This window comes from Thiomonas sp. (genome assembly GCF_034007205.1).
GTDB lineage: Bacteria > Pseudomonadota > Gammaproteobacteria > Burkholderiales > Burkholderiaceae_C > Thiomonas.
Map to the genome: position 1 here is coordinate 18,941 of NZ_JAVERI010000013.1, position 12,856 is coordinate 31,796.

The 12,856-nt window shown below is 64.6% G+C and carries 11 protein-coding genes and 2 tRNA genes; 2 read left to right on the forward strand and 11 right to left on the reverse strand.

The genetic code is table 11. The features are described from left to right. Positions 1-25: 25 nt before the first annotated feature. The 9 genes from rpoD to RBR52_RS11375 form a co-directional block, all read right to left on the reverse strand. Positions 26-2,311, reverse strand: coding sequence for an RNA polymerase sigma factor RpoD (gene rpoD / locus RBR52_RS11335; protein ID WP_320377368.1), 2,286 nt, complete (start codon positions 2,309-2,311; stop codon positions 26-28). Between the two features lie 487 nt (positions 2,312-2,798). After that, positions 2,799-4,679 (reverse strand): DNA primase, encoded by a 1,881-nt coding sequence (dnaG, locus tag RBR52_RS11340; RefSeq protein WP_320377369.1) that lies wholly within the window; start codon positions 4,677-4,679, stop codon positions 2,799-2,801. A 51-nt stretch (positions 4,680-4,730) separates the two neighbouring features. Further along, positions 4,731-5,489 carry an SDR family NAD(P)-dependent oxidoreductase gene (locus RBR52_RS11345; RefSeq protein ID WP_320377370.1) on the reverse strand — a complete coding sequence of 253 codons (759 nt, stop codon included), beginning with the start codon at positions 5,487-5,489 and terminating at the stop codon, positions 4,731-4,733. A gap of 15 nt (positions 5,490-5,504) precedes the next feature. After that, positions 5,505-6,161 carry an adenylate kinase gene (adk, locus tag RBR52_RS11350; RefSeq protein ID WP_320377371.1) on the reverse strand — a complete coding sequence of 219 codons (657 nt, stop codon included), beginning with the start codon at positions 6,159-6,161 and terminating at the stop codon, positions 5,505-5,507. Positions 6,162-6,224: 63 nt separating this feature from the next. Continuing rightward, complete coding sequence (gene kdsB / locus RBR52_RS11355) at positions 6,225-7,019, reverse strand: 3-deoxy-manno-octulosonate cytidylyltransferase (protein WP_320377372.1); 795 nt, start codon at positions 7,017-7,019, stop codon at positions 6,225-6,227. Then, on the reverse strand, positions 7,016-7,231 hold the full coding sequence (locus tag RBR52_RS11360; RefSeq protein WP_320377373.1) for a Trm112 family protein: 216 nt from the start codon (positions 7,229-7,231) through the stop codon (positions 7,016-7,018). Before RBR52_RS11360 ends, kdsB begins: the two co-directional genes overlap by 4 nt. Then, positions 7,212-8,261: a tetraacyldisaccharide 4'-kinase gene (gene lpxK, locus RBR52_RS11365; protein WP_320377374.1), complete on the reverse strand. Its 1,050-nt coding sequence runs from the start codon at positions 8,259-8,261 to the stop codon at positions 7,212-7,214. Before lpxK ends, RBR52_RS11360 begins: the two co-directional genes overlap by 20 nt. Beyond that, entirely contained in the window at positions 8,261-8,680 is a 420-nt protein-coding gene (locus RBR52_RS11370) for a biopolymer transporter ExbD (RefSeq protein ID WP_320377375.1), read from the reverse strand. Before RBR52_RS11370 ends, lpxK begins: the two co-directional genes overlap by 1 nt. 30 nt (positions 8,681-8,710) lie before the next feature. Continuing rightward, entirely contained in the window at positions 8,711-9,331 is a 621-nt protein-coding gene (locus RBR52_RS11375) for a MotA/TolQ/ExbB proton channel family protein (protein ID WP_320377377.1), read from the reverse strand. Between the two features lie 571 nt (positions 9,332-9,902). Here RBR52_RS11375 and xseA point away from each other — a divergent pair. Beyond that, positions 9,903-11,276 carry an exodeoxyribonuclease VII large subunit gene (xseA, locus tag RBR52_RS11380; RefSeq protein ID WP_320377379.1) on the forward strand — a complete coding sequence of 458 codons (1,374 nt, stop codon included), beginning with the start codon at positions 9,903-9,905 and terminating at the stop codon, positions 11,274-11,276. 234 nt (positions 11,277-11,510) lie between these two features. Continuing rightward, positions 11,511-12,095 (forward strand): superoxide dismutase, encoded by a 585-nt coding sequence (locus RBR52_RS11385; protein WP_320377380.1) that lies wholly within the window; start codon positions 11,511-11,513, stop codon positions 12,093-12,095. Between the two features lie 408 nt (positions 12,096-12,503). On the opposite strand, the gene RBR52_RS11390 is transcribed toward RBR52_RS11385, so the two are convergent. Next, positions 12,504-12,580, reverse strand: a tRNA-Arg gene (locus tag RBR52_RS11390). Positions 12,581-12,735: 155 nt separating this feature from the next. Beyond that, positions 12,736-12,811, reverse strand: a tRNA-Arg gene (locus RBR52_RS11395). Positions 12,812-12,856: the final 45 nt, after the last annotated feature.

Genomic DNA, 12,856 nt, shown 5'->3' on the forward strand with positions numbered 1-12,856 from the left:
TCGCGGGCGGACAGGCGCGAGCAGGTCAAAGCGTATCGAGAAAGCTGCGCAGCTTGTCGGAGCGGGTGGGATGCTTGAGCTTGCGCAGCGCCTTGGCCTCGATCTGGCGGATGCGCTCACGCGTCACATCGAACTGCTTGCCGACTTCTTCGAGCGTGTGGTCGTTGGCCATCTCGATGCCGAAGCGCATGCGCAGCACCTTGGCCTCGCGCGGCGTGAGCGAATCGAGAATTTCCTTGACCACATCGCGCAGTCCCGCCTGCATGGCCGCTTCGGTCGGCGCCAGCGTGCCCGAATCCTCGATGAAATCGCCCAGATGCGAATCGTCGTCGTCGCCGATGGGGGTTTCCATGGAGATCGGCTCGCGCGCGATCTTGAGGATCTTGCGCACCTTGTCCTCGGGCATTTCCATTTTCTCTGCGAGCACGGCGGCGTCGGGCTCGGTGCCCGTTTCCTGCAGATGCTGGCGCGAGATGCGGTTGACCTTGTTGATGGTCTCGATCATGTGCACCGGGATGCGGATGGTGCGCGCCTGATCGGCAATCGAGCGGGTGATGGCCTGACGGATCCACCAGGTCGCGTAGGTCGAGAACTTGTAGCCGCGGCGATATTCGAACTTGTCTACCGCCTTCATCAGGCCGACGTTGCCCTCCTGGATCAGGTCGAGGAACTGCAGGCCGCGGTTGGTGTACTTCTTCGCGATCGAGATCACCAGCCGCAGGTTGGCCTCGATCATCTCGCGCTTGGCTTCGCGCGCAGCCTGCTCGCCCAGGCTCATCTGGGTGTTGATCTCCTTCAGGTCTTCCAGCGGCACGACGACGCGGTTCTGGATGTCGATGAGTTTTTGCTGCAGTTCCTTGATCGCCGGCACGTTGCGGCTGAGGATGACGGAATAGGGCTTGTTGGCGGCCACATGCCTGTCCACCCACTTCAGATCGAGCTGATGGCCGGGGAAGGACTTGATGAATTCTTCCTGCGGCATGCCGCAGCGATCCACCGCATAGCGCCGGATTTCACGCTCGTAGCGGCGCACTTCGTCCACCTGCGCGCGCAGCAGATTGCACAGCTTCTCGACGGTGCGCGCGGTGAAGCGCACTTCCATCAGCGCTGCAGAGATGGCCTCCTGCGCCTTGAGATAGCTCGGTGAACGGTAGCCGTCCTTGTCGTAGGCACGGCGCATTTTCATGAAGGCGTCGTGCACGTCGGCAAACGCCTCCAGCGCCTTGCCCTTGAGTTCTTCGAGCTTCATGGAAGTGGCGCCGGCGCCGCCGTCCTCGTCTTCTTCGCCGCTTTCGTCCAGCGAGTAGTCGACATCTTCTTCGGCCACGTAGTCGTCGGATTCGTCATCCGACACCATGCCGTCCACCACTTCATCCACCGGCAATTCGCCGTTGTGGATGCGTGCGGCCATCGCCAGGATTTCGGCGACCGTCGACGGCGAGGCGGAAATGGCCAGCATCATCTGGCGCAGGCCGTCTTCGATGCGCTTGGCGATGACGATTTCGCCTTCGCGCGTGAGCAGTTCGACGGTGCCCATTTCGCGCATATACATGCGCACCGGGTCGGTGGTGCGGCCGAATTCGGAGTCGACGTTGGACAGCGCCGCTTCGGCCTCCTCCTCGGCCTCCTCTTCGCTCGACGCGGTCGGGCCATGCTGGTTGAGCAACAGGGTCTGGGCATCGGGCGTGGTTTCGTACACCGCGATGCCCACGTCGTTGAGCATGGAAACGATGGTTTCCAGCAATTCGGGATCGGCCAGGTTGTCCGGGATGTGGTCGTTGATTTCCCCGTAGGTCAGGAACCCGCGGGTCTTGCCCATCTTGATCAGGCTTTTCAGGCGCGCGCGCCGCCGGCCCAGTTCCTCGTCGGTGATATTGGAGTCGTCATAACCAAACTCCTTGAGCAACTGCTTTTCGCGGGCGCGCGAGGCCTTGCGGGTCTTGGGCAGCGGCGCAGCAACGGCTTCCTCCACCACCTCGACCTCGGCGACCTCGCCAACGACCTCGGCATCGACCGCTTCATCCAGATGATCCGGCAGGTCATCGGCGACCTCTTCCACCTTGACCTTGCGGCCACGGCGCGCGAGGGGCTGTTCAGCCTCGGCCGCTGCTGCACTCGCCTTGGGAGGACGGCCCCGCTTGGGCGCCGGACTGGCGACCGATGCGGCGGCCGCAGCCGAGGCGCTGAGCGCCGGTTGATCGGCTCGCTTGGCCGCTGTCTTGGCCATCTTGGCCTCTGCGTCGACCGCCGCCTCATTGCGGGATGCGCCCCGCGGGGTGGGAGCCTGCGTTTTGGATGATGCTTTTGTCATGGTGGACCTCAACCGACCGTTGGTTCGGAAGGAAATATGGAAGGTGGGATAGCTGCAGTATGTAGGGTGGAACGCCAAAATTCAAAGGCAAAAATGCAAACAACTCTCGCCAGGAAGCCTACCTTGCGTCTCGCATCACTCTGGGGGTCTTGGTGCCGCGGTCCACGCAAGCCTGCACGAGGGTTCGGTTCAGGGTTCCTGCTCGGCGCCTGACATTCCAAGCGTCATACCTGCCTGCCTTTTCAGGCAGCCTTTTTGCCATCCACCATGACAAGCCAGAACCACAGACCAATCGGATAGACCTAACCTTGGTTTAGACCCGGCGCGGCGTTTTCGGTTCTTCCGCGCATCTGGCATCTGTTCTGGCATCTGTCCTGCCCCAGCTCGGTTTTTGGCAGTCAGTTTTTTTTGCAATGTTCACCCGCTGATGCCAACTTCTGCGGATTTTACAAAAAACCAAGTATTGTCTTGCGGCCCAACGTCGCTGTCAACGACGCTGCGCCTGATCGATCTCCCTGAGCCGAAGCGCCAGACTGCGATATTCGGCGCGGTCGGCGTCGGAAACCAGGCCACCGGCGACCAGCTCATCTTGCCGCTTTTGCAGCGCGGCGCGCTCCATGCGCACCAGGATGGCCAGCAAATCCTGCCGTGCCACGGTTTCATCCAGTTCCAGCGGATCCGGGGACTGGGCCAGCACGTCCTCGGGTGAATGCCCGGCCGCGCGCAATGCCTCCCACAACGCCGCAGCGGACAGTTCCGGCTGATTTTCCAGGAGGGACTCGACCGCCAGGATCAGCCCCTGCAGCGGGCCCGCCTCCTGCGAGAGTAGCGCATGCTGCGCCGGGTTGATGTCCCACCACAGCGCGGGCTGCGACAGCAACAAGGGCAACATTTGCCGCAGGGGGTCTTTGGGCGCAGCGGCAAACGCCCGCAGCGCCTCGCGGCCGCCACGTCGGCGCAACACGGCCGATGCCCCGCTGGCGCCGAACGACTCCACCTGCGCCGGCGGCCTGCGTGCCGGGGAAGACAGGCGCAACACCTCGCGTAGCTCGGCGCTGGGCATGTCCAGGCGGCGTGCCAGGTCGGTGAGCAACTGGCCGAGCAATGCAGGCGCGGCGATTTGCGACAACAACGGCCCGGCCTCGTGTATGGCCTGCGCGCGCCCTTCGGCAGTGGCCATCGCCACGCCGTCGAGCAGGCTGGAAAACAGAAATTCCGACAAGGGCTGCGCCTTGGCAATCTCCCGCTCGAACGCTTCGGCGCCTTTTTCGCGCACATAGGAATCCGGGTCATGCTGGGCGGGCAGGAACAGGAACTTCACCACCCGCGTGTCGCTGAGCAGCGGCAGCGCCTGCTCCATCGCCCGGCGCGCGGCGCGACGGCCCGCGGTATCGCCGTCGAAACTGAACACCACTTGGCTGGTATGGCGAAACAGCTTTTGCAATTGCTGCGCGGTGCAGGCGGTGCCCAGCGTGGCCACTGCCTGTTCCACGCCGAATTGGGCGAGCGCCACGACGTCCATATAACCTTCGACCACCAGCGCATGACCCGCGCGCGAAATGGCGGTGCGGGCTTCGAACAGGCCGTAGAGTTCTTCGCCCTTGTGGAACACCGCGGTTTCCGGCGAATTGAGGTATTTGGGTTCGCCCTGGTCGATGATGCGCCCGCCAAAGCCGATGACTTCTCCGCGCAGATTGCGAATCGGGAAGGTGATGCGATCGCGCAGCCGGTCGTAGCGGCGCTGCGCAGTGGCAAAAGACTCGGCAAGCGGGTCGAGCGCATTGCCCGCCGCATCGCGCGCCACCACCAGGCCGGATTGCACCAGGGCGTCGGCGTCGTAGTTGGCGAATGCGCCGGCCAGCGGCTGCCAGTCGTCGGGCGCATAGCCCAGGCCGAAGCGCTTGGCGACCTGGCCCTGCAGGCCCCGGGCAATGAGGTAGTTCTTCGCCCGCTCACTGTGACGCAGGCGATGCTGATAAAAACCGTCCGCAGTCTGCAGGACTTCCACGAGCGTGGCGTGCAGGCTGCGCTGTTGCTGAAGCTGGCGAGCCTGCTGCGGATCGAGGTCGGGCTCGGGCACGGTCATGCCGTAACGCCCGGCAAGCTCTTTCACCGCATCGACAAAACCCATCCCCGCGTGTTCCATCAGGAAGCCGATGGCGGTGCCATGCGCCCCGCAGCCGAAGCAGTGGTAGAACTGCTTGCTCGCACTGACGGTAAATGAAGGCGTCTTCTCGCTGTGAAAGGGGCACAGGCCTTTGTAGTTGCTGCCGGTCTTTTTCAGTTCGACATACTGGCCCACGACCTCGACGATGTCGGCACGGGCGAGCAAGTCCTGAATGAATCCAGACGGAATGCGTTGCTGCATGGATCGGTCGTCGCGGCGGCAATGGCCGCGAAACGGCTGGATCGGACGAGACTATTTGGGCTGCATGCGGATGGCGCCATCGAGCCGGATGACTTCGCCATTGAGCATGCGGTTGGTGAGGATGGCCTCGACCAGCGCCGCATATTCCTCGGGACGGCCCAGACGCTGCGGAAACGGCACCATCTGACCCAGCGCCTTCTGCACCTCGGGGGGCATGCCCATGAGCATCGGCGTCTCGAAAATGCCGGGCGCAATCGTCATGACGCGGATGCCGTCGCGAGACAGATCGCGTGCCAGCGGCAGGGTCATGCCCACGATGCCGGCCTTGGACGCGGCATAGGCCACCTGTCCGATCTGCCCGTCGAACGCCGCCACCGACGCGGTGTTGACGATCACCCCGCGTTCGCCATCTTCCAGCGGCGCCTGCTGCGCCATCGCGGCAGCAGCCAGGCGGGCGAGGTTGAAGCTGCCGACCAGATTGATGTCGATCACACGCTGGAAAAGCTCCAGTGCATGTGGGCCCTGCTTGCCCAGCGTGCGGGCTGCCGGGGCAATGCCGGCGCAGCTCACCACCACCCGCAAGGGTGCCAACGCGCCCGCGGCCTGCACCACGGCCTGCACATCACTTTCTCGCCTCACATCGCAGGGCATGAACTGGCAGCCGATCTCCGCCGCGGTCGCACGACCGGCCTCTTCCTGCAGATCGGCAATCAACACCTGCATGCCGCGCGAGACGAGCAGAGCGGCGGTGGCGCGGCCCAGACCCGATGCGCCGCCGCTGATGATCGCGCTGTGTCCGCAGAGTTGCATGGGGCGCTCCCGTGTTCAGACCTGCAATGCGGCGAAGATGCGCTGCCGCACTTCTTCTACAGGCCCGACGCCTGAGATGGTGACCAGACGCGGGGCGCCGGGCCGCCGCTGCGCCATGCGCTCGGCATAGAACTGCACCAGTGGCCGCGTCTGGGCGTGATAGACCTCCAGGCGTTTGCGCACCGTGTCCTCCTGATCGTCAGGGCGCTGCACCAGCGGCTCGCCGGTGAGATCGTCGACCCCGGCCACTTTGGGTGGGTTGAACGCCAGGTGATAGGTACGACCCGAAGCCGGATGCACCCAGCGGCCGCTCAGTCGCTCGATGATGGCGGCGTCGGGCACATCGAACTCGAGCACCACGTCGATGGCGATTCCCGCCTGTTCCAGGCCCTCGGCCTGGGCGATGGTGCGCGGAAAGCCGTCGAGCAGAAAACCCCGGGTGCAGTCCGGCGCGGACAGGCGCTCGCGCACCACGCCCAGCATGATGTCGTCAGGCACCAAGGCGCCGGCCTCCATGATTTTCTGCGCCTGTTGCCCCAGCGGGGTGCCGGCCTTCACGGCAGCGCGCAGCATGTCTCCGGTGGAAATCTGGGGAATGCCGAAACGCTCGGTGATGAAGGCGGCCTGTGTGCCTTTGCCCGCGCCCGGTGCACCCAAAAGGATCAATCGCATGAAGGTCTCTCAATCATTAAAATTCACGTTTCAGAATAGCAGACCGGTCTGCCGCGACGCTGACTAAGGCCCGAGCCGGAGCATCATCGCCCGCACCCGCTGCAGATCGTCTGGCGTATCGACGCCGGGGCCCGGAACCCGCTCGGTCACATGCACGGCGATGGCATGACCGTGCCAGAGGGCGCGCAATTGTTCCAGCGCTTCAGCCCGTTCCAGAGGGGCAACCTCCAGGCTCGCATAGCCGTGCAGAAAACGATGACGATAGGCGTACAGCCCGATGTGGCGATAGACCGGGTGCGGCGGTGAAGACGCCAGCAGCGTCCAGCCGCCCGCGCCCGGCCTGTAGGCCTCGCGCTGCCAGGGAATCGGCGCGCGGGAAAAATACAGCGCCCTGCCCTGCGCATCGAGAACGACCTTGACCACATTCGGATCGAAGATCTGCGCTGTCTCGCTAATGGGATGCGCGCAGGTCGCCATCGGCACGCGCGCATCGCGCTGCAGCAAGGCGGCGCAGGCAGCGGGCAGCGCCGGGTCGATCAAGGGCTCGTCGCCCTGCACATTGACCACGATGGCCTCTTCGGGCAGACCCAGCAGCGCCGCAGCCTCGGCCAGCCGGTCGGTGCCGCTGGCGTGGTCTTCCCGGGTGAGGACGGCGCGCACGCCGTGCGCCGCGCAGGCATCGGCGATCAACGGGCTGTCGCAGGCCACCACCACCTCCTGCGCGCCGCATTGCGCCACGCGCTGCGCCACGCGCACCACCATGGGCGCTCCGGCCAGGTCCGCCAGAGGCTTGTTGGGCAGACGGGTGGAGGCCAGCCGGGCCGGAATCAGCACCCAGAACGCCGCCGTCGCGCTCACGCCGCCGGTTCGGCAGTCGCGGCCGGGCTCTGCGTGGTCTCGGCTGGCAAGGTCATGTCGCGGGCGAGATCGACCAGCATCAGCGGAATGCCGTCACGGATCGGGTAGGCCAGCCTGTCGCGCGGACAGATCAGTTCCTGCGCAGCAGCGTCGTACTGAAGCGGGCCTTTGCAGATGGGGCAGACGAGCAGGTCAAGCAGTCGGGAGTCCATGGGTTTTCTCCAGTCGTTGTTGCAGCCAGGGCAGAAGGTCGGGGGGCAGTTGCAGCCGAAGGCCGACAACCCAGAGGCGCTCGCGCAAATCAGGCGGCAGATGAGCGGATTTTATGGCGTCCTTTTCGGTCAGCAGAACGGGTCGGCCTGACGGCAGGTCCGCGAAGGCTTCGGCATGCAGCGGCTGATGGTCGCGCAAAGCCCGACCCTGCACCGACAGACCCAGGTCTTGCAGCATCCCAAAAAACTGTCCGGGATGGCCGATTCCGGCGATCACGCCCAACGGTTCCACGCCAAAGCGCTGAACAAACTGCGCGGGGCTGAGCGTTTGCCCGCTCACCAGATGCGTGAAGTCGCCCGGGCTGCGCACCAGTGCGAAATGCAGGCCACCGCCGCGCACCTGCCGCAGCGCGCCTTCCGGCCCCAGCGTGGCGTCGCGCCGCCTGCCGGGCGATTCGCGCAGCGGCCCGGCGGGCAACAGCCAGCCGTTGCCCCAAAGTCGCTGATCGACCACGACCAGCTCGATGTCGCGCGCCAGCGCCAGGTGCTGCAGACCGTCGTCGCTCAGCATCACATCGACCTTGGGCGAAGCGGCGCGCAGGGCGAGTGCGGCCCGAGCACGCCGGCGTCCGACCATGACCGGGCAACCGGTGAGCCGAGCCAGCAGCACGGGCTCATCGCCACACAGCGCCGGATCACTCTGTGCATCGACCCGGATCGGTGCGCCGCCATCCGCAACGCGTCGTCCATAGCCCCGCGACACGATGCCCGGCCGCCATCCCGCCTGCTGCAGACCGCGCGCCAGTTCGGCAATCAGCGGCGTCTTGCCCGCGCCGCCCACGGTGAGGTTGCCCACCACGACCACCGGCACGCCGATGCGTTCAGCCCGCAGCATGCCTGCGCGATACAGGCCACGGCGCAGCGCCGTCAGCAGCGCGAACAGCAGCGACAGCGGCCACAGCAACCCACTCAGCAGACCGCGACGCAGCCACCAGCCGGGCCAGCCGCTGTGCGCAGCAGCTTGCGCCATCAGGCACCGGGCGACTTTTGCGTGGCGAAGGTCAGACGGCTCAGTCCTGCGGCCCGCGCAGCCTCCATCACGTTCACCACCGACTGCTGCGTGGCCTGGGCATCGGCGCTGATCACCACCATGGTGTCGGCCTTGCCTTTGGACGCATCGAGCAGCGACTGGGTCAGCGCACTCACCGTGCGGTTGGGCAGCAACTGCTTGTTGACCGCATACTCGCCGCCGCTGCTGACGGACACGATGACTTCCTGCGGATGGTTCTGCAGCTTTTCGGCATCGGCCGTCGGCAGGGTGATCTTGAGTTCGGTGAACTTCGAATAGGTGGTGCTGATCATCAGAAAAATCAGGATGACCAGCAGCACATCGATCAATGGAATGAGGTTGACCTCGGGGTCTTCCGTGGTCTGGCGTTTGAAATTCATGGCAGTCGGCGCAGGTCGCGGGTATGCGCTTCAGCGGCGCGGCACGTAGCTTTGCAGATGCGTGGCCAGACGCCGCGCAGCCTGTTCCAGTTCGACCGTGTAATCGTCCACACGGCCGCGGAAGTAACGGTAAAAAATCAGCGAAGGCACCGCCACGATCAGACCCAGCGCCGTGTTGTAGAGCGCCACGGAAATGCCGTGCGCCAGCACGGTCGGATCGGTTCCCGCCGTGCTCTGCGAGCCGAAAATCTCGATCATGCCCACGACCGTGCCCAGCAGACCGAGCAAAGGCGCCGCAGAGGCCACTGTGGCCAGCGCATTGAGATATTTCTGCAGTTGATAGACCTGATGCCTTCCGGCATTTTCCAGGTCTTCCTGCAGCCCCGCCAAGCTGGCGTGCGGCCGTGCCACCGAACGAAAGCCGCTGGCCAGCACGGCGCCCAAGGGCGAGTTGGCTTCGAGCTTGTCGATCACATCGGCCGCCGGGAGTTGCTTGGCCGAGACATTCAGCGCCTCATCGAGCAATTTGGCCGGCAGAATGCGGGCGCGGCGCAGCGAGACCAGTCGTTCGAAAATCACCGCGAGAGCCACGATCGAGCACAGAATCAAGGGCCAGATCGGCCAGCCTGCGGCTTCCACCATCTGCAACATGGGTCTTTTTCCTTTACGTCATTGCGCTGCAAAATCAGTCGCCGGGCGCACAGTCCCCCCGCACGCATCAGAGGGTGTGAATGAATCCGGCGTGACCGAGCAGCGCGCCAAAAGTGCCCCAATCAAGGCGCAAAGCACAGCAGTGCCGGGGTCGGCACGGCGCGCATTTGCAACGACGAGCGGGGCGCTTTGGGCGCGATGAGCAGGCATGGCGGATTTGTTCACACCCTCCCAGCTTTCAGCGCCGCATTATGCCGGGTCGGAGAAGTCGCGGACAATCGGCATTCTGTCCGCCCGGCGGCGTGCCCCCATGCGGACGAATAGGGCAAGCCGAGTTATCCCGTCTTTCTGTGGACAACTCTGTGGGAAAGCACTGAACGGCAGCGCCAAATCGCGCAGAATCAAGCCTTCCGCTTAATGTGACGCTTTTTTACTCAACATTTTTTTATTGTTTTTCAATGACTTGCAATGTGAACGCGTTATTTTCCGGCTTGTTCGCATCTTGAAAACTGCAACAGCAAAAATGTGCACATCTTCTTGACCTTTCGCAGCCGCTTACTCGATATCCCCCTTGAAAACTTCAGCTAACGGCGCCTTGGTGTGGACAGTTTCCGCACTGATCCAGGCCTTCTCTGATGCCCTCAACGCCCGCTTCAACAGCCTGAGCGTGCGCGGCGAAATCTCCGGCCTGGTGCGGGCCGCCAGCGGCCACCAATACTTCAACCTCAAGGACGGCGCGGCGCAACTGCGCTGCGTGTGGTTCCGGCAGCGGGCGGGCCATGCCGCGACGACCTTGCGCGACGGCATGAGCGTGCGCCTGCGCGCCACGGTGTCGATTTACGAACCGCGCGGCGACCTGCAACTCATCGTCGAGAGCGTGCAGCCCGACGGCGAAGGCGCGCTGCTCGAAGCGTTCATGCGCCTGAAGGCCAAATTGCAGGGCGAGGGCCTGTTCGATGCCACACGCAAGCGGGCGCTTCCGCCCATGCCGCAGTCCGTGGGCGTGATCACCTCGCTGCAGGCTGCGGCGCTGCGCGACGTGCTCACCACCTTGCGACGGCGCAGCCCGCAGGTGCGCGTCGTGGTCTATCCCGCCGGCGTGCAGGGCGCGGCCGCGCCCGCTGAATTGATCGCCGCGCTGCAAAAAGCCCAGGCGCGCAGGGAAGTCGATCTGCTCCTGCTGGTGCGCGGCGGCGGCAGTCTGGACGACCTCTGGGCCTTCAACGACGAGGCGCTGACCCGGGCGATAGCCGCCAGCACCCTGCCAGTGATCAGCGGCGTCGGCCACGAGACCGACTTCACCCTGGCCGATTTTGCCGCCGACCTGCGCGCACCCACCCCCACGGCTGCGGCCGAACTGGGCGTGCCCGCGCAGGCCGCGCTGCTCGATGCGCTGGCCCATATCGCGCACCGCCTGCGCAGCGCGCTCGGCCGTCATCTGCAGCGCGAGCAGCAGCGCTGCGACCGTCTGGCGCTGCGCTGGCCCCAGCCTGCCGCGCTGCTGGCGGCGCCGCAGCGTCACCTCGCGCAGTTGCAGTGGCGCCTGCAGCAGGCCCTGAGCGACCTGCCCCGTCGGCAGGCGCAGCGGCTGCAACTCCTGCAGCATCGGCTGACCCAGGCGCTGAGCCAGCGCGCACGGCATGAGCACGAGCGTCTGGGCCGATGGGAACAAGACTTGCCGCAAGCGCTGACGCGCCAGCTTGCCAACGCCCGGCTCCGCCTCGACCGGGCCGCGCAGCACCTGCAACTGCTCAGCCCGCGCGCCACGCTGTCCCGCGGCTATCTGCTGGGCATGGATGGGCAGGGCCGGGTGCTGCGCGACCTCTCGCAGCTCCACCCGCAACAGCCGCTGTTGCTGGCCGACGCGCAGCGCGCGGTGCGGCTGGCCATCGGTCGCATCGAAGCCCAGCCCCACCCGCTCGATGCGGACATCCCGCCGAATTGAGCGCCCCCAGGGTCGGCTCGCCGACCCGGTCCACCTCGCGGCTTGCAAGCCGCTCGGATTCGGCAGGCTTGCGTGGGCGAGCAGTCGCCCACGCATGTCCGGCCTCATCCCCCGTGGGGGGTCAAGGAAACTTGGGGCGGCCCTGCGTTTCCTTGAGTGAGCAAAGTCAAACCGCTGTTCCTAGAATGGCTCTGGTTTGATTTCCGCCACCGCCACTCACCCAAGGAGAAACTCATGCAACACGAACTGCCCCCCCTGCCCTTCGCCCCCGATGCACTCGCCCCGCACATGTCGCGCGAAACGCTGGAATATCACCACGGCAAGCACCATCAGGGCTATGTGAACAACACCAACAACCTGATCAAAGGCACCGAATTCGAGGACATGGCGCTGGAAGACATCATCCGCAAGGCGCCGCCCGGCGGCATTTTCAACAACAGTGCGCAGGTGTGGAATCACACCTTCTTCTGGAACTGCCTGAAAGCGGGCGGCGGCGGTGAACCCAAGGGTGCGCTGGCTGCCGCCATCACCGCCAAGTGGGGCAGCCATGCCGCGTTCAAGGAAGCCTTCCACAAGTCCGCCGTGGGCAATTTCGGCTCGGGCTGGACCTGGCTGGTGAAAAAGCCCGACGGCAGCGTGGACATCGTCAACACCTCCAACGGCCAGACCCCGCTGACCACCGACGACAAGGCGCTGCTGACCATCGACGTGTGGGAACACGCCTATTACATCGACTTCCGCAACCGCCGCCCTGACTTCGTCACCACCTTCCTCGACCATCTTGTGAACTGGGACTTCGCCGAAAAGAACTTCGGCTGATCGGCTTGCCTCGTATCGGGATAGGGGCGCTCAGGATACCTGACCGAGCCCCTCCCACACCAACCGGCATGCGGGTCCGCACCGGGCGGTTGAAGTGGTTGAGGTCATCGGGTTTGTGTTGCACCCGGCCCGATGCACAAGGTTGCATGATGCCGATTCGTCGACGCCGGTTCCTCGCTGCCGCGGCTCATCGGGCTTCACCCCATTCTCCAGATCGGCGAGCTTCGCTTGCGCGAACATCCTCCCCATACTCGGTCACCCTCATGCAGTTGCGCTTCGCTTCGCTCGCAGTGGTCAGCTCACGGCGGGACTTGCGCCCACAAGAGTGCGCCCGTGTAGGGTGCACCAAAAAAAGCCCACAGTGTTAGTGTGGGATTATTCTCTAATACCTTGATTTACTGTGATTTTTGGCCTGCCCGACTGGATTCGAACCAGTGGCCTACGGCTTAGAAGGCCGTTGCTCTATCCATCTGAGCTACGGGCAGCATGATGTGAGATTGGATCGATCGGGCTATCCACGATGGACGAGTGAAGATAGCGACGATCTTGCTGCAGCAGGTGCATCAGGACCGGGTTGAAGGTCGCGAATGAAGCGGGGCTGACCGCCTTCCAATGCACTCAAAGCATTCCAATCATTTTTTGGTGCGCCCGGCTGGGATCGAACCAGCGACCCTTGGCTTCGGAGGCCAATACTCTATCCACTGAGCTACGGGCGCAAACGCAGGACATCGGGAGGTTTCATACCGATTCTGTCGTTAAGT